This window comes from Pseudoalteromonas sp. SG44-1, assembly GCF_014164315.1.
Taxonomy (GTDB): Bacteria; Pseudomonadota; Gammaproteobacteria; order Enterobacterales; family Alteromonadaceae; genus Pseudoalteromonas; species Pseudoalteromonas rhizosphaerae.
Genome location: NZ_JACJEW010000056.1, coordinates 1 through 23,651, shown reverse-complemented (window position 1 = coordinate 23,651; position 23,651 = coordinate 1). Strand labels below are relative to the sequence as shown.

Genomic DNA, 23,651 nt, shown 5'->3' with positions numbered 1-23,651 from the left:
CAAACTCGCAAACTCGCAAACTCGCAAACTCGCACTCCTTATAAGTGAATGCAAACTCGCAAACATTGACAATGCTGTGCACTCTTGCCACTGTTATACAAAGCAATAATTAAGGAGTGTTAATTGTGTCTAATTGGGTTGAGGCGAGTGTTAAAGATATTGTTTGGTGGACTGATACGTTATTTAGTTTAATTGTGAATGCCGATGTGGAGCCGTTTAAAGCAGGGCAGTTTACTAAGCTTTCTATGATGATGGATGAAAAACGTATTGCACGAGCGTATTCTTACGTAAATGCACCAAGCTCTCCCGATTTAGAGTTTTACCTAATTAATGTAGTCGATGGCTTATTATCACAACAATTAGCCAAGCTTAAACCTGGCGATACAGTGATGATTGAAAGCCGCGCCAGTGGATTTTTTACTATTGATGAAATTCCCGCTAGTGAACAGTTGTTTATGCTTAGTACCGGCACCGCAATTGGGCCGTTTTTATCCATTTTAGAGCAGCCTGATGTGTGGCAGCAGTTTAAGCATATTACCTTAGTGCATGGTGTGCGCTTGAATACAGATTTAAGTTATCAAGCAAAAATCGCGCAGTTGCAGCAGCAGTATCCGCAATTGAGTTATCTGCCCGTAGTGAGTCGCGAGCAGGCAATTGTCGGCTTAGATGGGCGCATTACTGATCGAATCGCCGATGGCACTCTATTTAAGCATTGTGACAGTGTAGTTAGCCCGCAAAATAGTCAATTTATGATCTGCGGTAATCCGCAAATGGTTAAAGACACCAGCGCATTATTAACCGCACAAGGCTACACTCGCAATCGTCGTCGGGAGCCTGGGCAAATCACCGTTGAGCAGTATTGGTAAAAAGCTATCGCGATCCGGTAAATTTTGTTATTTTAGAGTTTCTTAAATTACTCAGGAACAGTATGAAACCGTTATTTTTTTTAGTAAGTTTGTTACTTGCGTGGCAATTATTAGCAACTGCAGCTGAAGTAGTTGAACCACCGACTAAAACTGAAACAAAAGCAGCTGAATTACCTGCTGCAGTAAAAACGACTGACACTAGCGCTGGTGAAGAAAAGTCAGTGCAGAGTAAAGCCTCAGCTAAATCAACTGAGGTTGAATTACAAGATAGCCCTGCGGTGATCACTTTAACCCCGCAAAATGAGCAATCAGCTGAACCTGTGAATGTTGAACCAACACAGCCAATTAAAACAGACACCAGCAAACCAAGCGAGCCTGAAGTTGATACCAGTAAGGTACTTGGCACCGAAGCGGCAAAACCTGCTGAGCTTCCTAAAACGCAACAAGAAAAACAGCTTGCAGTCGCACAAGCAGAGCAAGCGGTGATCCAAGCTAAAGAAGCGCTAACACTCAAGCAACAAGTTAAAGCCAAACAGTCACGCGAATCGTTAGCCGTTATCGAGCAATTAATTAAGGCGTACAACGCCAGAAATATCGACGCATTTATTAGTATGTATGATGAAAATGTAGAGTTTTATGCCTTTCCAAATGAGTTACTGTTTAAGGGCAAAGAAAAACTGATTGCCCGTTACGGGATAATGTTTAAAAAATTAAAGTGTATAAAATCATCCCCAATTAAACGCATTGTACACGGTAATATCGTTATCGATCATGAACTGTCAGAAACCTGTTCAACAGATCCAAATGTAGTTGATAAGCGCGGGGAGTTAATCTCTAGCTATCAAGTTGAAAACGGCAAAATAACTAAAGTGCTCTTTTTTAGATAGAGCATTAATAGGCAGATTATATAGGCAAATAAAGGGGCCGCGACGAGTATGGACATTAGTGATGATAAAAAAATTAAGTTACTTTATCGTGTAGAGCCTGGCTGTTTAGGACCAACAGGTGCGCAAACAATTGAACGCTTTTGCGATTATGCTAATCAGCAATTGGTTGCCCCTTATTTTGCTTTGTACCACTTTACCCCGCGGTTTGATAAAACTAAAGCCGAGCGCGAATACAGTATTAATGCTCGGCTGTTATCTGATCAGCATGCACAGGCATATCTAGCGCACTTTAAAACCAACAAAGATGAGTTTGAGGAGCAACTCGATGAACTACTCACTCAAGCAATAGAAAGCTTCTTAGAACGCTAATCATTGTCGCCAGATACAATCGCATTAAAGCTGCTATTGTCGTGCAAACTGGCAAATGCACTTTCATGCAATAGCTCATTACGTAAGTTGGGTGAATACTCCAACGACATTTTAATATCGGCCAACGCATCAGCGTGTTTATGCGTCAACGCATAGGCACATGCACGTTGCCAATAAGCGTAGCCGTAGTCACTGTCTATATCCAAGGCTTGGTTACACAACTCTATCGCCTGAGCTGTTTCATTAAGCTCTAGTAATGCATCGGCTTTATAAGCGATAGCTTCAACATCTTCGGGTTTACGTTTTAAAATCTCATCAAATATTTCGATCTTATTGGCTATATCGCTTTCTAAATTAGCGCGCATCCATAAAGAGTGGACTTCATTAGTAACAGATATTTTTTGTTGGTTACTTAAAATTTCTTCAGAGCGCTCGCGTAGCTTTTCTTCAAATGTATTCAACCGTGCTTCGTATTCATTAGTGATCACGCTGACACGGGTATTTACAATATCTTCTACTTTGTTTTTTACATCACGTAACGAGTTCCAACCAACCAGTACCAAAATAGAGGCTGTGGCAGTGATGATAAAAAATACATTATTAATTGTATCAGTGGTGTAAGTCAGTGCGCGATCAGCGGTATCAAGCTGAGCATGAGTGACTTGTTTGGTAACGTCTTCACGTAGTTTTTGCTGATCTTGGCGTACCGCTTTGAGTTCATCAAGAATATAGCGTTCCATCAAGGGTCTGTACATCGGCTCTTGGAGTTTTTTGAGTGCCTGTTTTTGATGTTGCAGGTTGGGTACAGCGCGAGACTCTTGTGCCTGTGCCTGAGCTGCCACTAAAGTGGCAAAAAGAAGTAAAATTGATACAAAATAATGACGCATACTACTGCCTAGTCGATAAATTAAAGTGCTAAGTAAATTAATGAAACTGTAACATGACTACCTATTAGTAACTAGGGTGGGTTGATCTTTCGAGGTTGTTTTTACTGCTGTGTGCTTGGTAATCGCTGCATTGCTGTAATGGAAGAAAATGAAGCCATTAAAAACAGGCAAAAAAAAACCAGCTCTAAGAAGAGCTGGTAAAACTGCTTAAACAACATAAAGTCGTCAGGGATATCAACAGGAGTGAGTGTTTATAATAACCAAACATATCTGAACAACGTCTTAATATTTAAAGCATTATAATTGTTGAGGTAGGATTTAATTTCATCAACTAAACTAAATTGATGACCATAGTTTGGGGAAGGTGTATTCAATGCGGCAACAGCTTGTGCAATTACTTTATAAAGTGTCTACTTCATCAGCGTTAGATGATGGCTATATAGAGCTTGCAGAACAATTAATTGTAAATGCCATTATTGATGGCTTAAATAATACGCGTGCTAGCATCTGGTTATTTAATAAAGATAATACAGAGTGTCATTGTCAGTTACTGTTTGACCGCGCGAACAACAATGTAAACCAAAGCCTCATATTATCACGTGAGAACTATCCGGCTTATTTTTCTGCGTTAGATACTCAGCGCGTGATCATTGCTAATAATGCGCATACTGATCCCGCTACCTTTGAATTTTCAGAGCATTATTTAACGCCTTTAGGAATAAAATCAATGTTGGATGCACCGATCCGATTCAAAGGAGAAATGATCGGTATTTTTTGTTGTGAACATACTGGCAGTTTTAGGCAATGGGAGGATGATGAATGCACTTTTTTGAGTGGACTTGCTGATCTTTATGGCCGCGCATTGTCGGCGCAAGAAAGTCGTTTAGTTAAGCAACAATTAGAAGTTGCCAATCATCGCCTAGAAGAGCGGGTGATTGAGCGAACGAATACCTTACAAAAAACATTGGAAGAGTTAACCGGTACCCAAGAAAAGCTAATTGAAGCGGAAAAAATGGCCGCATTAGGAAACCTAGTGGCAGGTGTTGCCCATGAAGTAAACACGCCAATAGGTATGCCGTTACCGCCAATAGTTCGGCAACAGATAATCTTAAACAACTAACTCAACAGCTAAATGACAACACATTATCGAAAAGCAATTTGCAAAAATTTGTCGCGCATATTAATGAGTGTTTAATCATTGCCAGTAGTAATCTTGATAGAGCCGCAGCATTGATCTGTAATTTTAAACAAACAGCGGTCGATCAATCTTCTCTTGATATTAGCACCGTGAAGTTAAATGACTACTTAGCTAATACAATACATAGTCTCACCCCATTAACCCGCAGCCACAAAGTAACCACCACAATTGAGTGCGACAAAGCATTAACGCTTATCACAGTGTCGGGGGCTTTAAGCCAAATTATTATGAACTTGGTGAGTAACAGCTGTGTGCATGGCTTTAAAGATCGCGAAGATAATCATATCAATATAGCCGTTCACCTAGATACCCAGCAACACACTTACACATTACGCTATAGCGATAACGGCCACGGTATGAGCAAGGACGTATTACAAAGTGTGTTTGAACCCTTTTTTACCACCACTCGTGGCAATGGCGGCAGCGGTTTAGGTATGGCGATTGTTTATAACCTTGCCACCCAAGCTCTTCAGGGCGATGTAAAAATACATAGTCAGCCAGAGCAAGGTATTACCGTCACTTTTACTTTTCCACTGAGCCTGAGCTAGCTATATTTGATAAAACTCAGAGTTTTAGCATGATACTCAAACAATTTGCTCGTAAAGAATACGGTCATTGTTGAGTAAATATTCTGGTGACAGGGTAACTTAAACCGCTACTGCCTGAGGGTCAGCTTAAAGATGAGTTGTTTGCTGTAGCTAACAAGCTGCTGACTGGATACCTTAACTCCCTCTGTTTTTACTTAGGCACGAGGTTATCAATCTCGCGCCTAATTAAGTGGCAACCATCACGAGCAGTCTTTTGGTGGTAAGGGGCGAGATAAAACGTAATATGCGCTGCCACCGATAAAAAGCGCGACAACAGTTGCCAGTAATAAAGAAGGTTGCGCGCTTAGGTAAAATAATCCATACCCAACAGCCATACCTAAACTGGCCATTACTTTTGCCGACTTAGAAATAGCGCCATGGGCTTGCCAATTGATTAGTGTTTTACCAAAGCGAGGGTGATTAATTAACCAAGATTCAAAGCGCTTTGATGAACGGCTAAAACAAAAAACAGCACCAATAAGAAATACTGTTGTTGGCATTATCGGCAAAAAAGCACCGACAATCCCCATTACGGTTAACACGAAGCCACTTAATAAATAAGTCACTTGCTTAAATTTACTAATAACTAACATCGAGTTTTTCTTACCTGTACGCTTCATACTTTATCGCTTAATTTTAATGCACTTGCAGCTCACGTTTTACTTAAACAAATACACAATCAACAGCGCTACGAACCAAACTAAAAGCATCGCGAGCGCCATTAATTGCGAGTGTCTGTTGTTCTTTAGTTAATTCAACCGTATTTAAAGCCGTTGTAAAATCTTGCCATGATTGCCCGCGGCCAATTGTTGCTGGTGCTAAATGCGAGGCACCAAATTCTTCTGATAAGCCAATACGTTTTGCTGCTTTTAATAAATACTCAGCGCCTAAATTAGACCCCTCTGATACATAAAGCCAACCCAGTGAGGCTGGGTAGTCAACCGGCACTAAGTTAACGCTGGTTGTTACTTCACTCAGATCGACGTTAATATCGCGTAAGTCTTGTTCAAGATGGCTTAGGCGCTGCCGTGTTGGCAGATCGCTCACTAAGCGGCTTAAATTAGTATCGCTATAAAGAGGGGCAATAGCCAAATGAAATCGATATTGAACTTCTAAAAATAAAGCATAACGGTCTAAACTTGCAAACGGTCGCTTAGTCATAATCGTTTTATCAAGGTTATCGTGAATAGTCGTGGTATTGAGTTTAAATAGTGTTGTTAATGAAGGCGTATTAATCTCATTGTTAACATGTTGGTCTGCAATCATTGTATGTCCTTAGTTTTATATTTCAGTAATTCGTAATAAGCACAGCAAGTAGCTGTTAATGAATAAAAAATGCCACAGGCACGGCCATTTTTATTGGGTTCCCTGTAACTTCTTCTGGAGGGACGGGCAAGGGCTCAGCACGTCTAACTAATTCGATGACCTCATTATCTAATGCAGCTATTCCGCTTGCTTTAAATAATGTGACATCTAAAATATTACCTGCTCTGTCCATGGTAAAACTCACCCAAGGAACACCTTGTTGGCGCCTTAACTTTGCCATTCGTGGATAGCGCTTCTTTCGTTCTAGGTGGATCTGAATAGCACTTTGCCATAGTTGTTTAGCTGTACTTTGCTGTTCACTTAAAGCACCTTTTACCGGACCAGATGCGACTGTTGACTTTTTCACTGGAATAGCCAAAGGAGCACTACTTTGCTCTACCAAGTGTTCACTGGCTCCTGTTATGCTGGTGTTATCAGGCAGCGGAGTCGGTTGTGGATCTTGCTCTTGTTGTTGATTAGATTTCTCTACTGGTTTACTTGGTGCTGGCTCAGGTTGTTTATCGCTAATGGTAAAGTCAGATTTGCTTTCGAGTAATGGCTTTACCAAGGGGTTATCTATTGTTGTTGTCGGCTTGCTTACCTGCCGCTTTACTGGTGCTGACTCTTGTTGCGCAGGTCCGACAGGAAGTGCCGATGGCTCCGCTTTGGGGGCTGCCACAATATTGACTTCAAACACCTGCGGTGAAGCTTGCATGGGTACGATATTGTTATGCTCTGTCGGCATTAAAAAATAACCCGCAATGGCGGCATGAAGCATCGCGGCGATAAAAAAAGCGCCTACAACATGCCAACGCATCAAGCGAGAAGCGCTGGTATCGTTTCCTGCTAATAAACTCACTGGGCAACATCCGTTTCATGTTCAAGACCGACTAAAGCAACTTGTGAGTAGCCGGCTTTAGTTAATTGATTCATTAATGCCATGAACTGACCATATTCAACTTTGCTATCTGCACGAATCAAAATTTGCTGCTGTGTTTCAATACCATGTTGTTTTAGTGCTTGCGCCAAATTTTGTTGGTTTATTTTATCTCCCTCGCCAAGTATTAAAGTAAGGTCTTGTTGTAGAGTAAGGTAAGTTGGATCATCACTTTTCGGTTGGGTTGGTGCCGCAACAGCAGGCAACTTAACTGGCACACTGACAGTGGCTAATGGGGCCGCCACCATAAAAATTATTAGCAACACCAGCATCACATCAATAAACGGAGTGACGTTAATCTCATGCTGCTCTTGTAATTCATCGCTATCGGTACGGTTACTACTAAATGCCATTTTAAAGCTCTTTAGATACTGCATCTGCAGCGTCTTCATCGTTAAGTAGGTAGGCTATGTGTTTTGCATCAGGGTGCTTTCGGTCAAGATCTCGGCTCACGAGTATCATGATCGCTGTCAGAATATCGGCTAACTGTGCTTTGTAACTGCCAATTACACGAGAAAAATGGTTGTACATAATAACGGCTGGGATCGCTGCAACTAACCCCAGAGCCGTTGCTAATAAAGCTTCTGCAATACCAGGGGCGACTACGGCTAAATTAGTTGTTTGTGTTTTAGCAATACCAATAAAGCTATTCATAATGCCCCAAACCGTACCAAACAAACCGACAAACGGTGCAACAGAGCCTATTGTTGCCAATATGCCTGTACCCTGATTCATATTTGCGCTTAGCGCTGCTTGTACACGCTCTAAACGCGCGACTAATCGCTCCTTTAAGCCTTCGTCAGTAGTAAGTCCTTCGCCAGTTAGTTGTAACTCATGTTGGGTTGCTTTTAGGAGTGTTAAGGCATCACTTTGTTGTAGTAATAAAGTGTGGTTGGCCTTTGCAAAACTTTCACTTTGAATTAAATGTTTAAGCAATTTTTTGGCATTTCGCTTAGTAATATTTAACTGTACAGATTTGAATATGCAGATAGCCCATGAGACTAACGATGCTAAAAGTAACCCGATAATTACGCTCTTCACAACCACATCAGCGCCCTTGTACATGCCGATTGGCGATAAGTCATGTTGATCAAAAGCCGCCTCGTCAACACTAACCGTGGTATTGGTGTCTGTATCAAGGTCAGATCCTACGGTTAAAGATTTAGCTGATAGCGTATTTGTATTCACCTCTGGTGTAACAGCATTACCTGTAACTTCTACTTTGGAGGCTGTTGACGGCGCCGCTTGTTGTGCGTGAACCGCAGACGTTCCACCACCCATTAAACACACAAATAACATAGTTCTTATAAACATTTTGCTCCCTAATTTTTACGTAATTTGTAAATGTGGCGATGTAACACCAACATACTTGATCAATATGCCGCATCGTTTTGATGGACAAATTATTGGCTATATAACTAATGCCGAACGAGATCCGATTTTCATCAAAAGAATAATAAATTTTTTATTAATAATGTTTGCAGAATATCTAAATTAACTTGAATAGGAATGAAAATCATTTATACTCGCGGTAAATATGCTACAGGAATAGTTAAATTTTGACTAGCACTACCGCTAACTCAGTAGGGTTTAATGCGCTCTACCAAGAACACCATGAGTGGCTTGTTTGCTGGATCGCTCGACGCACCTACAACAAAGATAATGCACAAGATCTCGCTCAAGATACATTTATGCGTTTACTTAATAAGCCCTCTTTGTATAACGAAATACAAAGTCCGCGAGCATGGCTTACAAAAGTTGCCGGAAACTTAGTAACCGATAACATTCGTCGCAAAGTTCTAGAAGAAAACTATTTATTATTTTTAGGAAGCATGCCAGAAGCAGCCTATTTTTCGCCTGAAGAGCAACTACAGCTGCTCAGTTTACTAGAGCAAATAGATAAATTATTGAGTGGTTTGAGAGCAATCGAAAAAACAGCATTTTTAATGGTTAGACTCGACGGGCTCAGTTATAAAGAAGTCGCAAAGCAACTCAAGGTGAGCCTATCATCTATTGAAAAATACATGGCGAAAGCGATGTTAGAGTGCTACACCCTTACATACTGTGATATAGAGTAAGCGATTGTGAATAATACGTGTGCCCAAAAAACACCTTTACCAGAACAAGTCGTACAGCAAGCGATTGCGTGGCGTATTTGTTTAGAGTCGGGCAACGCACAGTCTGCAGATATGGCTGAATATAGGCGATGGCGGCTTGCCGATCCGATGCATGAATTAGCCTGGCAACGGATAGAAAACATGGAGGCTGCATTTGCCGGGGTGAGTAAAAAAAATGGTCGTATTGCTCACATGACCTTAAAAAAAACCGATCATGATATACAAAGCATGAGTCGTCGCCAGGCGCTAAAAAGGATCGCTGGAACCACACTAGGACTTGCCAGTGTAAGCTGGTTGGCAGACAAACAGGGGGCATGGCAATACCTTAACGCAGATCACGCAACTACCAATCAACGGCAATTATTTACGCTCTCCGATAATAGCCAGCTTTGGTTAAATCATAACAGCACTGTTGAACTGAATTTTAATGCTCACAATAGATACATTCATTTAACCCGCGGAGAAATGCAATTTATAGCTTCAGCTAATACGCAGCCTGTGCAGGTGGCGTTACAGCACGGAACTTTACTTTGTGACAGCAAACAATTTTTTGTGCGTAATGAAGCCGATCATGCTTTAGTTCAAGTTATGCAAGGCAGTGTTAAGCTCGCGCAAGCAAACGGCTTATTTACCAATCAGGCGATCAAGGCTGGCGAGCTATATAAAATTACCGTAAATTCAATGCAACAGTTAGACAATCATATATTTGACTACAGTAGTTGGACAGCAGGGCTGTTGTCAGTGCGAAATATGTCAATCAATTCTTTTTTAGCTGAACTATCTCGTTATCACCGTGGTTTTGTAAAAATTGCCCCCAGTTTAAATGACTACCTTGTCTCCGGCGTTTTTCAGTTAAATGACACTCACCTGATCCTTAAAACAGTCGCTCGTAGCGCTCGGGCAAGTGTGCATTACAGAACCCGTTGGTGGGCCGAAATTCGCTCATAACTATGTTTATTTAGTTCATCAGGAAAAAATATAAAATAATTATCATTTAGAGTTACGGGATTACTATTTTCATGCGTCATATAAGTATGCATTAAAGAAATAGGAAACCATTTATGCCCCGCGCAGCGTTAAATTTACTCATCGTAGTCACAGGTTTGTTGGTGATTACCCCTTCAGCAAGTTTAGCTGAACAAGTATCTGCAACATCACAATTAAAAATGATCAAATTTGATCTTCCCGCAGGCCAGCTTGGTGATGTACTGACTTTATTTTCACGCCAAGCGGGTGTGACTTTATCATTTGAAGAGCGTGTTGTCGGTGGTTTTTCAGTCGCTGCAATAACCGATGAAATGACCATAGAGGCAGCCTTACAAAGGCTGTTAAGCAATACCAATCTACAAGCTTTACCTGTTAGTAATAGCGCATGGCTAGTGCAACAAAAAACCACCCAAGATTTGATCACGCTAAATACCATTAATGTGCAAAGTCGCAATAGGGATCTAAAAGATCAAACCTATACCGAAGCCGCATCAGTAAACCTAATTACCCAGCAAGATATTGAACGCTTTAGAGGAACCAGTGTTGGCGATATATTTCAAGGTACACCCGGTGTTTTGATCAGCGAAAACCGTAACTCAGGCGGGCTTGATGTTAATATTCGTGGCATGCAAGGCCAAGGACGAGTACCTGTAGTGATAGATGGTAGTCGTCAAGAAACCACCGTGTATCGCGGCTATTCTGGTGTATCGAGCCGCAGTTACATTGATCCCGATTTGATTGGCTCACTTAAAATCAGTAAAGGTCCTATCATGAGTGCTGATGGCACTGGGGCGACAGGTGGCTTGGTGAGCGTTAGTACATTGTCGGCTGATGATATTGTTAAAGAGGGTGAGCTCAGCGGGTTTAGATTACGTGTTAGCGCCATAGGTAATAGCGCTAATACGCCAGAGCCAGGTACATACGCAGGGTATTATTTACCACGCAATGCCTATCGTTCACAGTGTCGCTTTTCGAGTTATTGTACTGAGCAGTACATAATGCCAGAGCGCTTTGCTCCTGAGGAGGGCATGGATAGACCCAGCTTATTTGAGTTTGCTAGTTATGCAGGCAGTTTTGCTGCCGCTAAGCATTTTCAGTGGGGCGATCTAATTGCTGCTTATGCTAAGCGCGAGCAAGGTAATTACTATGCAGGTAGTAACGGCCCTGCACCTGAAATAATTTACGCAGCCCCCGACAAACTTGCTTGGTACACCGAAACGGCGGTGTCAATGCAAGGGGCATCGCGGTTTCGTGCCAATGAACGCATCCCCAATACCAATTTTTCTAGTGAATCTTGGCTGTTAAAAAGCAATGTGTTGCTGCCCAACGATCAAAGCCTCGAAATGAGTTATATACGCTATAACAGCAGCTACGGCGAAATGATGCCATCGCAAATACGCTCTTTTGGTCAAGCAAGGCAATGGCTCGATAGCGAAGTCACTAATCAAACTTACACAGTGCGATATCGCTGGCAGCCAATCAAATATGATTGGGCTGACTTTAAAGCCAACTTTTGGCATACCGATGCACTTACCCATTTAAATACCCCTGGTGTCGGCTCAGTAGATATAGTCGATAATGTTGCTCGCAGCGATGATTATCAGCGCTTTGGAACTGATGTGAGTAATACCATGATGTTTTATTCAGCGGGCGAACTAGCGCTGAGCTATGGTGTTGCCGCACAGTATGAAGACATGGATACCGACACCCCTGAAACCGAAGGGTTCTATGCAGGGTCGCGCAGTGGTTGGCGCAAAGAATTTAGTGCTTTTACAGCCATTGATTGGCAGTTTTTAACAGCATGGACACTCGAAGCGGGACTGCGTTTTACGCACTTTTCATCGAAAGATAATAACCCAGTAACCATTACTAGCAACGATCCTGCTTGTGTGTCTGACGGCGCCGATGGTTGCCTAGAAGTACAGTATGAAAATAGCCACTCAGGCACAGCACCATTGGTTGCTATAAAGTGGCAGGCATATAAAGGACTGCAGTTTTATATTCGCCACAGTGAAGCTTTGCGTATGCCAAGCCTATTTGAAAGTACCTCTGGTTGGTCTGTCAGCCCCGTTTTAGATATCCCTTTAGAGCCAGAGCATGCTAAAAACCAAGAAATTGGCCTTAATTATTTAACCGACTCATTACTAACAAATAACTATAAAGTGGGCTTTAAGCTCGCCTATTTCCAAAATCATGTTGATAACTATTTAACCCGTACGCAACCCAATGCGTGGGAGCAAAAACAAGGCGGCCTCAACGATTTTTTTCGAATGCGAAATATCGACAGCCTAGATTTAAATGGCTGGGAGCTTAATTTTAGCTACGACACAAAATACTGGGTTGCTGAGCTTAGCGGCACGCATTATACCCAGATAGAAGTGTGTAATGTGGGCAGTTATGTGCGCTACTACTGTAATGATTGGGGCCTTCCTGAAAGCTATATTAATAACATGATCCCGCCAAATTGGCACGCCAGTGCTCACCTTGGCTTACGTTTATTTGAGCAGCAATTAGAAGCTGGGCTGCGTGGCACATTTATGGGAGAGCGCAACTCAATTCCTCGCTATAACGCACCTACAGGGTTTAATGAACCGGTACTTTGGCACAGTTATAACCTTTTAGACATCTACGCTAGTTATAAATTTAACGACGACACAACACTCGATTTTACCATCGATAATGTTACAGATCGTTATTACCTCGACGCTTTAAGTTTAGGTTTAGTACCTGCACCAGGAAGAACTGCACGGCTGAGCCTAACTTATAATTTTTAACTGATAACACCTATCAGCAAGGAGTACAAAAGAATGAAAAAACTATTTGGCGCAATAGCCATAGTCGGGCTTTCGCTTACTATGGTAGCCTGTGGTAGCGGTAGTGATAACAAAGACAGTACACAAACAACAGAGCAAAAACCAACAGCGGTTGTTGAGCTGCAATCGCCAGTAGAATCAGCATTCTCACTAAAGGATGGCGCGGTAAAAGTCACGCTGAATGCTGAGGCGAGTACAAGTGCAGAGGGAACAGATTTAATTTATCAATGGCAGCTCATTGAACGACCAGCAACAAGTACTGCTAATATCACCAACACCAATACCATAACAACAGACTTTACTGCAGATTTACCAGGCAATTATGTTGTGAGTTTAATTGTTAATGACGGGGCAAATAATAGCGAAGCCGCGCGTATCACGCTAAGCGCAACCAGCCCGTATCCAGTCGCAATTACTGACTCAGTCCATAGTGTTAATTTAGGCACTAATAGCGTAGGTTTAGATGGTAGCCAAAGTGTAAACCCAGCAGGTGGCACCGATTCATTACTATACCAATGGACGCTTATGGAAAAGCCCACCGACAGTGCGGGTTATTTAAATAACGCAGAGCAAAGCCAAAGCACACTGTTTGTTGATTTAGCCGGTGATTACACATTGCAATTAGTGGTGACTCATAACGACGTAGCAAGTGAACCAAAACAAGTTGTGGTAAGCGTTTCAGAAGGTAATGCGCCACCAGTGGCTAAAGCCGACGACATAACTATTATCCTAGGCGAAGAAGTTATCTTAGATGCATCAGCCAGCATTGACCCTGAAGGGGAGCCACTACAATATCGCTGGCAATGGCCGTCACGCTCAGCAACAGATCCCGAAAATGTACCACTACCAGAGCTTACAGGTACAAAAACGGCTGTAGTGCGTTTTACCCCACAAGCTGTGGCAAGTTATAAATTAATACTATTTGTATTTGATGGCACCCGAAAAAGTGAAGAAAAAGAAGTTACAGTTACCGTCAAAAAAGATCCTAACGCGACTAGCAATGCCCCACCGATCGGTGAATTATCAGCAACCGGCTATTACCCATCTAATAGTATTGGTGAACAAGAAGTAGGCTTAAGAGCTGAATTTAATTTTACCGGCTATGATCCAGAAGGCGAGCCGTTACAAATTATTGCAGCTACGCTTATTGAAAAACCGCAAGGAAGTATTGCAGAGCTAGTGGATATTGGTTCTTGGAAACCTATGGGTAAAAAGATTCAAAAGCTTGATATAACCGGCAGTTATTTAGTACGTATGGTTGTCTCTGACGGCGAAAACCAAATTTCAGTTGATGCCAGCATGCAAGCTAAAATAGGTAACGTTAACGGTCAACCTGCAACTGGCGGCGTTGATGCACAATCAAAGTCAGTGCTGGTGGGTGATGCATTAGTGTTTGATGCATCAAGTAGCGACCCTAATGATGATCCACTGACCTTTCATTGGCAGTTAACAGATAAGCCTGATGGCAGTAATGCGACTATCGAACCGGTAATTGAACCGCAAAGCCAAGAATACCGCCGTGCAAAAGTGATCACCGATGTGCCGGGATCTTATACCGCGCAGTTGATTGTAGAAGATGACCGTGGTTTATTTGCTAAAGCGTATGCACAAGACAGTGGTTTAGCTAAATTTACCAATACCGCTCCAGAGATCCGTTCCGTTGTGTGGGCGCGTAGCTGGGGACGCTTAAATCCTGGCCAAGATTACTATCAAATTTTACCGTGCATGTCGTTATTACATCGGCCAGTAACCGTTGATGCCGATGGTGATGAAGTATTTACTCATGAAGAGCTTGTCAGTACCCCAGCAGGCGGCGAGTTTACTAGTAACCCAAGTGAAGCTGATTGCCCAAATACCCGTGGGCAAGTATTTACAAAGCCAGGTAAATATACATTCCGTTATTCTGCAACAGACCTAATTGATGATGCGCCGCAGTATGATTTTGTTGTCAACGTTGACCCACTCACAGAGGCCAAAGGTGTACGTTTACGTAGCATCAACGAAGATAATGAAAGCCTATGGCGGCCATTACCGTATGAGAATATTCCACCCTTTGCGAACGACTTTAGTGCCAGCTCTAAACCTTATCTTGAAGAGGGTTATATTAGCTGGTCATTAACCGCCACTGATGCAGATTACACCATTGAAAATTTACAGGTGCGCCATATTAATGGTGGGTTAGCAAGCTTAACACCGCGTTTCGAAAACCTAAAAAATGAGCAAGTAATAGCAAAGGGCAAATCAGTTGCATTTAAAACTATATTGCCTGTGGTTGCGTGTATTCGTAACGAAGAAGCATCTGAAGGTTTTCATTTTTCTTTTAACATTAAAGAAATTCCTGAAATAACATTTGTTTATGAAACATGGCGCACAGCCAACAAATCAAGCCTATTCTATGATTGGTCTGAATGTGCTGCTGAATAACTAAATACTTGGTAGTTCAACGAATAACAAAAAACCCAGCGTACCGCTCTGGGTTTTTTGTTATTAACTTAATCAACTTCCTATCGTTGTTTTTATCGAAAATTTCGCGCCATAATCTTGTAACCCATAAATCAATTGGTACACTAGAGCCAACTTATAAAGAGCAGGACAAGCTATGTCGCCCGCCAAAATACGCAGTGATGTCATTAAATTAACTGTATTAAGCGATAAAAAACCAGATTACTATTTTATCCAAGGTTATTTTTTAGGGTTAGGCTTACTGCCCGACATAATAATGCCCAGCCAATGGCAGTCAGATCTATTAGGTGACATTAATTTTACAACAGACACTGAGTTAAAGTACCTCGAAAGCCTGATGGAAAATTACAATAACAGCATGCATAAAGTGATGACCGAAGACCTTAAAATGCCCACTAAATGCAGCTTATCGAAAACCGACTACCGCGATTCACTTAAAGCTAATATGCCACTGCCTAATTACTGTAAAGGGGCATTACAAGCACTTAAATTTATCGACAAACGCAGCCTAAACAAACACCAAAAAGACCTGCTAACGAGTTTAAATGAAGTACTGAGTGCATTTAGCTCTGAACAAGTTGCAGTTAAAAAATTTGCTGACAACCAAGGCCTAGCGCAAGCCTATAAAAAGAACTACAGCTATTTTGTAGCCGATGTGCTTTATAGCGTTCGTTTTATTGAAGACCCCAGCTGGACAGATGAAGACGAAGCCGCGTTTAACGAACAATTTGCGGAAGAGTTTGCAGGTGAACACCACAACGATGACTTTGCTGGTAAAGTGCTCGACGACGAAGTGATTGATCAATTAATGGAAGCAATCCTTAGCGATTTTACTCCAAGCGCATTTGAACCTATATCAGCGTTACTGGAACTGTTTGAAGGTGTTATTACAGAGCAATACATAGCACAGAACCAAGGCCACTTTTGGCTGATCCACGAAACACGCCCTTATATGATGTTACGAGCGCATCGTGCACAAATCAACGCATTACAAGGTAACATACAATACGCTATTGACGAATTTGAAGCGCTTTGGCAACTAAACCCCATGGATAATCAAGCTAATCGCCATTGGCTAATGAACTGCTATGTAATTAAAGGACAGTGGCAAAAACTGGATGCGTTTTTAGCCGACTTCGACAGCGAAGAACTTCATGCCACAGCAAGCCGCGCCTTGAGTGAGTTTCATAAACATGGTGACTCTAGCCAAGCCAAGCAATACAAAAAGCAACTTAAACAGCTTAATAAACATTTTATAAAAATACTCACCGGGCAAGAAAAACTAAAATCTGAGGAGTTTCATTTTTACAGCCCAGGCAGTAAAGAAGAAGTGGGTATATACCTAAATTCACTTGGCAAACAAGCTTGGATAGCCACCGAAGGCAGCTTGTTTTGGCTAAGAAAAAAGTAAATAGGTAGGTGAAAGGTTAAAGGCTAAAGGTGAAGGGTTAAAAACCCAGTACGCTGGTTAGGAATGCACATTAAATCGCCTAGCAGCGGGTTCACCCCGCGATCTATAAACCGGCTTCGGATTTCGTGCTACGGAATACACCCTAGCACCTAGTCACTTCCCTAAACCTAGCGCCTTTATTTTGTAGGAACGAGCTTTAGCTGTGATTATTTAAAAACCAATTTTACCACCGAGCTCACCGAGGCGCTTCGCTACACAGAGAAGATATAAAACCACGAGCTTCGGGACCTAGTCACTTCCCTAAATCAAAAGTCTTTTCGTCATTTTCTCTTCAGCGCAGCGCCTCTTAACCTCTGTGGTGAATAAATCATTTAAAATCAATTTTACCACCGAGAGCACCGAGGCGCTTCGCTGCACAGAGAAGACAAAGCAGCGGTCTAAGGTAATCATCCTAGCACCTAGTAACTTTCCTAGAACCTAGCTCCTTACAGTCTACAAAATATTACCTTTAAGGTGCTTTTTTGTAGGCCTTAAAGTTAGCTCCCCATATCAAACTTATTATTTTTAATACCATTATTAAGGATTGAGAGTGACATAGTACTAATTTCTGATTGTACATATGGCCAATAATCAGGGTTATCGATTGTTCTTTCTTTGATTTGATTTGGAATGAAACGGCTCATTTCAATATTGAAGTCTTTACGAGCTTCATCGTCATGCTGTAGCTTGTCTAATTGAATAGTCAGTGCCTCAATAAAGTCTTCGTTGGTTTTACCCCTGGCCGCAAGCTTTTTATTGATCAGTTGCTTAGATACTGCAACACCTCTTTGTTTTATCCATACTATATCCCATACATCGCGCGGTTTAATGCGCCTAGCACGGTAGGCTAATGCAATAAACTTGTCTGCAAGCGTTTCCGTTAATGATTGTACAGGGATCAGCAAACCTTCTGTTGGCGCGACAATATTATAGTGATTTATTAATGGCCTTTTTTCGATATCAAATGACGGGATAGCGCAAATATCTATATGCATTTTTTGGCGGGGAAGATCAGGACGATTACTTTCTTTTTCGATACTTATTTTCCAAGATGAAGTATTAGCTTGATTATCTTCAGCTGGTTTATTTACCCATACCTGCACCTCATATTTATTTTGTATGTATTTTTGGATTTCAACTTCTAAGCCACTGAAACTACTTGGCTTGAAGTTATGCCCACCATTAAAATCTAAATCCTCAGATAATCTAGAACTGTTATGGCACAAACGAAGTGAGGTGCCACCAATAAAAGTAAGCGAAGGCATAACACCTTGTTTTACCATTGCAGCCATAATGTCGTGATGAAGAATTTCTTTTTCAATCACAGGCGTGACGCCAGCGTACTCTGGATTTGCAGCTATAATTTGGCGTATATATTCTGTTAGCATTTAGTTCTCCAGCATGTGTACGTTGCGATTGCAGGCTTTTAGATCTGCAATCGCTTGCAGCGTATTTGCTCGGTACATCTTGATGCTTTTATCGAAATATAGGTTTTTCGCAAATTTATCAATTGGTTTTTTTGTATGGGTCAGCTCAATAACCCCATACGGAGTTGAAAATGTGCCACTACGACCTTTCGTTATTACCGTTAACCTATCCATTAATATTTGCGAAATATCGCCCGTGTAACTGAGTTGGCTTTCTAGGCTAATGTAATTTAAAACGTCGCCACGTAGTTTTTTAACTATTTTATAAATAGCGGTGGTGGGGTCAGGTGGCGTGAGCGTGCTTTCAAAAATACCATTGCAGACTCTTCTTAATAGCCCTTTATTAACATTGTCAGTCAGAAACTTAGTGAATGCAGGAGTGGGTTTTTCAGCCATCATAAAAGCCAATTCTGCACTGGTATGAATACCGCCACCTGCTTTAACAGAGCTAGCTAGTATTGCTAATAATCTTTCTGCTTTATTCATTAGATCTACAATTTCATACTTATAATGTTATTAATTGTAGACCTTAAGCTTAATTGAAGCAAACTAGAGTTTAGATTAACTCTAGTTTGACTTGTATTGTCATCTAGCCCTCGTACTTATATCACCCTATAAACCGACTTCGGGCAATGAGCGGCGGGCTAATCCTAGCGCTTCCTTGTAGGTCGTCATTTATGGCGACAATGTCTAATGTTGAAAATTGACGCGCTAAAGCACGACCTACATTAGACTCTTTATGTTTTTCTCTAAAGCGCAGGCCTCTTAATCTCTGTGGTGAATAAATCACTTAAAATTAATTTTACCACCGAGACGCTGCGCTACACAGAGAAGGTAACGAGTTGCGAGCAACGAGCTGCGAATATCGGGCTTCGAGCGACGAGTAACGAATACAGCCTAGAGTCTAGTCACTTTCCTAGAACCTAGTGCCTGTTACTCCCTAGAACCTCGCAGCTTTTTCGATCTGTGATTGTTTTAAAAGCTATTTTACCACCGAGAACACCGAGGCGCTGCGCTACACAGAGAAGATAACGGACGGCGGGCAAACCCTAGCACCTAGTCACTTCCCTAGAACCTAGCACCTTCGCTCAATAAATATAACCAATACAAAATTCTTAATTTTTGCTAATTAGCAGCTATGTACTTGGTGCTCATCGGAAAACTCTATGTTTTTAATACATTTTCATGTTAGGTTAGAGTTAAACTTAATGAAAGCTTAACGCTCTAATCATTAAGTACTATTAATTAACCACGGAGCGGTAGATTTAGTGTCTAATAAAACACTCAGTTACTACAATCAAAACGCACAAAGCTTTAGCGACTCAACGCTTAATGTTGATATGTCGGCGCTTTACGCTGAGTTTTTACCGCTTATCCCTAAACACGGCCATATTTTAGATGCAGGCTGCGGCTCTGCCCGCGACGCTGCGTATTTTAAACTGCAAGGCTTTACCGTAAGCGCGTTTGACGCAAGCGAAGAGCTTGCAAAGTTAGCCAGTAGTTACTTACAACAAGCCGTTGCAGTTAAAACCTTTCAGCAGCTTGATTGCAGCAACCAATACGATGGTATTTGGTGCTGCGCTAGTTTATTACACGTACCAAAAAACCAACTTCCGCAGGTGTTTTTAAAACTGCAAAATGCCCTAAAACCAAACGGGGTTTTGTATGTGTCGTTTAAATATGGCGATACAGAACGCGTACATAACGGTCGCGAATTTACCGATTTAAATGAAGACGGCCTAACCGCGCTAGTTGCTCATCACACCGAGCTTAAAATACTAAAACAATGGCAAACGGTCGACCAACGACCAGAGCGCGAAAGCGAAGTGTGGCTCAACGCATTATTAACGCGCAGCGAATTAATAAATGAATAGCTTTAACGAACAGCACCAATTGCAAAGTAATAAGCAGCAGCTTATTACGGGTGCCGATGACCCGCTATTACCTAATCTTGTACATGCAATAAATAATGCCACAGAGATTGAAATCACAGTGTCATTTATCCAACCCAGTGGCTTGGCTTTGTTATTTGACCCACTCAATGAAGCTTTACAAAGTGGCGCAACACTAAAGCTGTTAACCTCCGATTACCTTGATATTACTCATCCTAATGCGCTCAGAGAGCTAATGGTATTAGTGGATCGTGGTGCCGATGTGCGTATTTACCAAACACAGAGCAACCAAAGCTTTCACATGAAGTCGTATATTTTTGTCAAAACAAACGACACCAGCGAAATTACGTCTGGTTGTGCCTTTATCGGCTCAAGTAACATTAGCGCCAGCGCACTTACTAAAGGTCATGAGTGGAATTTTAGACATGATTACATGCAGCCAAAAACAAGCCAAGCAGCGCAGCAATTTTTAAGTATTCGGAATGCTTTTAATCATATTTTCAACCACGAGTTTGTCAGCAATTTAAGCCATGAATGGATTAATAACTACATTGCTAGGCGCAAAACACAGCGGTTTGTAGCGGTAAATCATGCCGATACAGCGGAACAAATTATTGAACAAAGCGAAGCTAAAACACCAAGGCCAGCTCAAATTGAAGCGCTCAATGCTCTAGCGCAAACTCGCGCTGAGGGCTTTAAACGGGGCTTAGTAGTGTTAGCAACAGGCATGGGTAAAACATGGTTAAGCGCGTTTGATGTTAAACAATTCAAAGCTAAACGGGTATTATTTGTCGCGCATCGTGAAGAAATACTTGTACAAGCACAGCGTACTTTTGCTGAACTACTGCCGCTTTCAACGGGATTCTATAACGGTAAACACCGCGACAAAAACGCCGACTGTTTATTTGCTTCTATTCAAACCATTGGACGAAGTAATCATTTAAAGCAATTTGCACCAACGGCGTTCGACTACATCATTGTTGATGAGTTTCATCATGCCAGCGCACGTGTTTATCGTCAGCTATTAAACTATTTTGAACCACAGTTTTTACTCGGTTTAACCGCCACGCCAGAACGAACCGACCAAGCCGATATTTTAGGATTGTGCGACAACAATTTAGTGTTTGAGAGAAACTTAACGCAAGGAATTGATCAAAAAACGTTAGTGCCGTTTCATTACTATGGTATTTGGGACGAAAACGTAAACTACCAAGCCATTCCATGGCGCAATGGTCGATTTGATCCTGCAGCACTAGAAAACAAATTTGCGACACAAAAACGAGCCGATCATGCGCTTGCACAGTGGCAGCAATACAAACAACAGCGTACGCTAGGCTTTTGTATTTCCACCAAACATGCCGATTACATGGCTGATGCGTTTAATAAAGCGGGTGTAAAAGCACTATCAGTACATAGCCAATCAAAAGTACGCAGAAATGAGGCACTTAAACAATTAGAAAAACGCCAAGTTGAAGTGCTATTTACCGTTGATCTGTTTAATGAAGGGACTGACTTACCCAGCATTGATACTATTTTAATGCTGCGCCCAAGTGATTCTAAAATCCTGTTTTTACAGCAATTAGGGCGTGGTTTGCGTACGCTAGAAGGTAAAACGCATTTAGTGGTGCTCGACTTTATTGGTAACCACCATAGCTTTTTAAATAAGCCTTATGCGTTACTCCATGAAACTACGCCAAGTGGTGTAGTAAAAAAGCTTAAAAAGCCAAATCTTGCTAACGGCTGCTTTATAAATATTGATTTAAAAGTCACCGACTTTTGGCAACAACTTGCTAAGGCGCAGCGCACCACTGCTCTTGAAGATATAACACAACTTGCTGAGCAACTTGGGCATTTACCTACCTTAAGTGAGTTTTACTACCACTATGGGGATATAAAAAAGGTAAACAGCAATTACACAAGTTGGTTTGAGTTAATCGCTAAAACACACAACATTGATGATGAGGCACAACAAGGCGCTGAGCAACTATCGCCGTTCTATGACTTTTTACATAAGGGCATACAAACAACCAGTATGACCAAATGCTTTAAAGCTATTTTGCTTGAAGCTTATGTGGCATTAAATGGTTTTGCTATTCCCCCAACAGTTGCAGAGCTTGCAGCCATGAGTGCTAAAGTATTAGCGCGTCATCCAAATTTAAAACAACACGATTTATCAGCCAAAGAGCAGCGAGCTGCCGCTGATTCACAAACATGGCAAAGCTACTGGCGTAAAAACCCAATCAAAGCTTATACCAATAAAAATAAAGACGGCACGCAGTGGTTTAAGCTAGAAAACGACACAGTAAAAGCCACGTTTGACGTACCCGCAGAAAAATGCGACTTACTAAACAACGCCGTGTTAGAACTGGTTGAATACAGCTTAGCTAAATACAGCCAACGGCTAAAAGTAAACGTAGCAACAACTGAACAAAATACCGTGCAACAAGCTGACAATGTGACTCAGCTAGCGTTTAAAGATCGTGCCGATACAACAAAAGAGCAAGATAACGCATTAAAGCTGCCGTATTTCCCCAATATTAAAATAGCTTGTGGGCATTTTAAAACAGGGGATGAAAGCGATATGGAATTGATGGACGCGCCACTTGGCGCGGGCAAGCTCGACCCACAAGTACATTTTTTAGCACGCGCATCAGGTAACTCAATGAATGGCGGTAAACACCCAATACTTGATGGTGATTTACTGTTACTTGAGCTTATAACACCCGATAAAGCAGGGTCGTTACGCGGCCAAATAGTGGCGATAGAGCGGGATGATATAGGCGGAGAAGGGCAATATTTACTGCGCAAAGTTAATAAATTACCCAATGGGCAATATGAGCTAATTGCTCAAAACCCAGATTACGAAGTAATGATTGCAGATGAAAGCATGCGAACATTCGCGCGGTTTAAACAAGTGGTTGCAGAGTAGTTACGCTTTAACTTGTAGGCGCATAGCTTGCTAGCGCGAAAAGCGCAGCTTTTAAATTTGTAGGTCGTGCCGTAGGCTCGATTTTATATCGCGCTTTGTTTTTGTAGGAACTGGCTTTAGCCGTGATTTTATATGGTTTTGGGGAAAGGGATTTAAAACCTCTATTCGAGGTTTTTGCCAGATTGCTGGCGGCAACCAAGGGGCGGCTGCCGCCGACCGCCCCTTGGAACCCCACGGCGCCCCGAGGATCACACTGTGTCCTCAAGTTAAAAATTGATGTGAACGTAATCTCCGTGTATTCGCCATCCATGGCGAAGACACTGCTTAACTTGCATCCATGCAAGTGATTACTCATCAATTTATAACTTTCGGGTGTGATCACGGGGAATTGGAGTGTGCTGGTAGATTGTATTGCTAAAGTATCCCCAGAATTAGCCTTTATATATCAATGAACTAATAGTATTAAAAAATGTGGGAAGCGAGGGAACATTCATGGTGTTTTGTGATCTTATGAATCGCTTAAAAACAACAGAGCTA

20 protein-coding genes are annotated in these 23,651 nt (G+C 41.8%); 12 read left to right on the top strand and 8 right to left on the bottom strand.

Annotated features, from left to right (window positions below):
* Positions 1-125 precede the first annotated feature (125 nt).
* The 3 genes from H5187_RS19145 to H5187_RS19135 all read left to right on the top strand — a co-directional run bounded on the left by H5187_RS19145 (position 126) and on the right by H5187_RS19135 (position 2,122).
* Positions 126-866 carry a ferredoxin--NADP reductase gene (locus tag H5187_RS19145; RefSeq protein ID WP_182740589.1) on the top strand — a complete coding sequence of 247 codons (741 nt, stop codon included), beginning with the start codon at positions 126-128 and terminating at the stop codon, positions 864-866.
* A gap of 62 nt (positions 867-928) precedes the next feature.
* Complete coding sequence (locus H5187_RS19140) at positions 929-1,753, top strand: nuclear transport factor 2 family protein (RefSeq protein ID WP_182740590.1); 825 nt, start codon at positions 929-931, stop codon at positions 1,751-1,753.
* 48 nt (positions 1,754-1,801) lie between these two features.
* On the top strand, positions 1,802-2,122 hold the full coding sequence (locus H5187_RS19135; RefSeq protein WP_182719357.1) for a hypothetical protein: 321 nt from the start codon (positions 1,802-1,804) through the stop codon (positions 2,120-2,122).
* Here the strand turns inward: H5187_RS19135 and H5187_RS19130 are convergent.
* Positions 2,119-3,009, bottom strand: coding sequence for a TPR end-of-group domain-containing protein (locus tag H5187_RS19130; protein WP_149982000.1), 891 nt, complete (start codon positions 3,007-3,009; stop codon positions 2,119-2,121). The genes H5187_RS19135 and H5187_RS19130 overlap by 4 nt on opposite strands.
* Before the next feature lie 373 nt (positions 3,010-3,382).
* On the opposite strand from H5187_RS19130, the gene H5187_RS19125 reads away from it, so the two are divergent.
* A complete protein-coding gene (locus H5187_RS19125; protein ID WP_182719359.1) occupies positions 3,383-4,129 on the top strand; it encodes a GAF domain-containing protein in 747 nt (248 codons plus the stop codon).
* Positions 4,130-4,167: 38 nt separating this feature from the next.
* Complete coding sequence (locus tag H5187_RS19120) at positions 4,168-4,755, top strand: sensor histidine kinase (protein WP_182719360.1); 588 nt, start codon at positions 4,168-4,170, stop codon at positions 4,753-4,755.
* 239 nt (positions 4,756-4,994) lie between these two features.
* Here H5187_RS19120 and H5187_RS19115 read toward each other — a convergent pair whose 3' ends face one another.
* The 5 genes from H5187_RS19115 to exbB are packed head-to-tail and all read right to left on the bottom strand — an operon-like array spanning position 4,995 to position 8,350.
* On the bottom strand, positions 4,995-5,414 hold the full coding sequence (locus tag H5187_RS19115; protein WP_149981998.1) for a YbaN family protein: 420 nt from the start codon (positions 5,412-5,414) through the stop codon (positions 4,995-4,997).
* A gap of 43 nt (positions 5,415-5,457) precedes the next feature.
* Positions 5,458-6,060, bottom strand: coding sequence for a biliverdin-producing heme oxygenase (locus H5187_RS19110; RefSeq protein ID WP_182719361.1), 603 nt, complete (start codon positions 6,058-6,060; stop codon positions 5,458-5,460).
* Positions 6,061-6,115: 55 nt separating this feature from the next.
* Positions 6,116-6,958 (bottom strand): energy transducer TonB, encoded by an 843-nt coding sequence (locus H5187_RS19105; protein WP_182798157.1) that lies wholly within the window; start codon positions 6,956-6,958, stop codon positions 6,116-6,118.
* Positions 6,955-7,389, bottom strand: coding sequence for a biopolymer transporter ExbD (locus H5187_RS19100; RefSeq protein WP_182719363.1), 435 nt, complete (start codon positions 7,387-7,389; stop codon positions 6,955-6,957). Before H5187_RS19100 ends, H5187_RS19105 begins: the two co-directional genes overlap by 4 nt.
* Position 7,390: 1 nt before the next feature.
* Positions 7,391-8,350 carry a tonB-system energizer ExbB gene (gene exbB / locus H5187_RS19095; protein WP_259400114.1) on the bottom strand — a complete coding sequence of 320 codons (960 nt, stop codon included), beginning with the start codon at positions 8,348-8,350 and terminating at the stop codon, positions 7,391-7,393.
* Between the two features lie 245 nt (positions 8,351-8,595).
* On the opposite strand from exbB, the gene H5187_RS19090 reads away from it, so the two are divergent.
* From H5187_RS19090 to H5187_RS19070, 5 genes are all read left to right on the top strand, one after another.
* Positions 8,596-9,114 carry a sigma-70 family RNA polymerase sigma factor gene (locus H5187_RS19090; RefSeq protein ID WP_182798156.1) on the top strand — a complete coding sequence of 173 codons (519 nt, stop codon included), beginning with the start codon at positions 8,596-8,598 and terminating at the stop codon, positions 9,112-9,114.
* A gap of 6 nt (positions 9,115-9,120) precedes the next feature.
* The gene (locus H5187_RS19085; protein ID WP_182784010.1) at positions 9,121-10,101 is read left to right on the top strand and encodes a FecR domain-containing protein; all 981 of its coding nucleotides are present in this window, start codon (positions 9,121-9,123) and stop codon (positions 10,099-10,101) included.
* Between the two features lie 113 nt (positions 10,102-10,214).
* On the top strand, positions 10,215-12,914 hold the full coding sequence (locus H5187_RS19080; protein ID WP_182798155.1) for a TonB-dependent receptor: 2,700 nt from the start codon (positions 10,215-10,217) through the stop codon (positions 12,912-12,914).
* Positions 12,915-12,947: 33 nt separating this feature from the next.
* A complete protein-coding gene (locus H5187_RS19075) occupies positions 12,948-15,377 on the top strand; it encodes a PKD domain-containing protein (protein ID WP_182798154.1) in 2,430 nt (809 codons plus the stop codon).
* Between the two features lie 175 nt (positions 15,378-15,552).
* A complete protein-coding gene (locus tag H5187_RS19070) occupies positions 15,553-16,827 on the top strand; it encodes a lipopolysaccharide assembly protein LapB (protein ID WP_182798153.1) in 1,275 nt (424 codons plus the stop codon).
* Between the two features lie 536 nt (positions 16,828-17,363).
* On the opposite strand, the gene H5187_RS19065 is transcribed toward H5187_RS19070, so the two are convergent.
* Positions 17,364-18,254, bottom strand: a complete 891-nt coding sequence (locus H5187_RS19065; RefSeq protein ID WP_182798152.1) for a nucleotidyl transferase AbiEii/AbiGii toxin family protein — start codon at positions 18,252-18,254, stop codon at positions 17,364-17,366.
* Entirely contained in the window at positions 18,255-18,779 is a 525-nt protein-coding gene (gene abiEi / locus H5187_RS19060; RefSeq protein WP_145238776.1) for a type IV toxin-antitoxin system AbiEi family antitoxin, read from the bottom strand.
* Positions 18,780-19,561: 782 nt separating this feature from the next.
* Between abiEi and H5187_RS19055 the strand changes: the two genes are divergently transcribed.
* Both H5187_RS19055 and H5187_RS19050 read left to right on the top strand, forming a co-directional pair.
* On the top strand, positions 19,562-20,167 hold the full coding sequence (locus tag H5187_RS19055) for a bifunctional 2-polyprenyl-6-hydroxyphenol methylase/3-demethylubiquinol 3-O-methyltransferase UbiG (protein ID WP_149981987.1): 606 nt from the start codon (positions 19,562-19,564) through the stop codon (positions 20,165-20,167).
* Entirely contained in the window at positions 20,160-23,114 is a 2,955-nt protein-coding gene (locus H5187_RS19050) for a DEAD/DEAH box helicase family protein (RefSeq protein ID WP_182798151.1), read from the top strand. The genes H5187_RS19055 and H5187_RS19050 overlap by 8 nt, the downstream gene beginning before the upstream one ends.
* Positions 23,115-23,651: the final 537 nt, after the last annotated feature.

Bases quoted from the DNA above. Each gene is read 5' to 3' on its own strand.
- H5187_RS19140 (WP_182740590.1), top strand. From the start codon at position 929: ATGAAACCGTTATTTTTTTTAGTAAGTTTGTTACTTGCGTGGCAATTA.
- H5187_RS19135 (WP_182719357.1), top strand. From the start codon at position 1,802: ATGGACATTAGTGATGATAAAAAAATTAAGTTACTTTATCGTGTAGAG.
- H5187_RS19130 (WP_149982000.1), bottom strand. From the start codon at position 3,009: ATGCGTCATTATTTTGTATCAATTTTACTTCTTTTTGCCACTTTAGTG.
- H5187_RS19125 (WP_182719359.1), top strand. From the start codon at position 3,383: ATGCGGCAACAGCTTGTGCAATTACTTTATAAAGTGTCTACTTCATCA.
- H5187_RS19115 (WP_149981998.1), bottom strand. From the start codon at position 5,414: ATGAAGCGTACAGGTAAGAAAAACTCGATGTTAGTTATTAGTAAATTT.
- H5187_RS19110 (WP_182719361.1), bottom strand. From the start codon at position 6,060: ATGATTGCAGACCAACATGTTAACAATGAGATTAATACGCCTTCATTA.
- H5187_RS19100 (WP_182719363.1), bottom strand. From the start codon at position 7,389: ATGGCATTTAGTAGTAACCGTACCGATAGCGATGAATTACAAGAGCAG.
- exbB (WP_259400114.1), bottom strand. From the start codon at position 8,350: ATGTTTATAAGAACTATGTTATTTGTGTGTTTAATGGGTGGTGGAACG.
- H5187_RS19080 (WP_182798155.1), top strand. From the start codon at position 10,215: ATGCCCCGCGCAGCGTTAAATTTACTCATCGTAGTCACAGGTTTGTTG.
- H5187_RS19075 (WP_182798154.1), top strand. From the start codon at position 12,948: ATGAAAAAACTATTTGGCGCAATAGCCATAGTCGGGCTTTCGCTTACT.
- H5187_RS19070 (WP_182798153.1), top strand. From the start codon at position 15,553: ATGTCGCCCGCCAAAATACGCAGTGATGTCATTAAATTAACTGTATTA.
- H5187_RS19065 (WP_182798152.1), bottom strand. From the start codon at position 18,254: ATGCTAACAGAATATATACGCCAAATTATAGCTGCAAATCCAGAGTAC.
- abiEi (WP_145238776.1), bottom strand. From the start codon at position 18,779: ATGAATAAAGCAGAAAGATTATTAGCAATACTAGCTAGCTCTGTTAAA.
- H5187_RS19050 (WP_182798151.1), top strand. From the start codon at position 20,160: ATGAATAGCTTTAACGAACAGCACCAATTGCAAAGTAATAAGCAGCAG.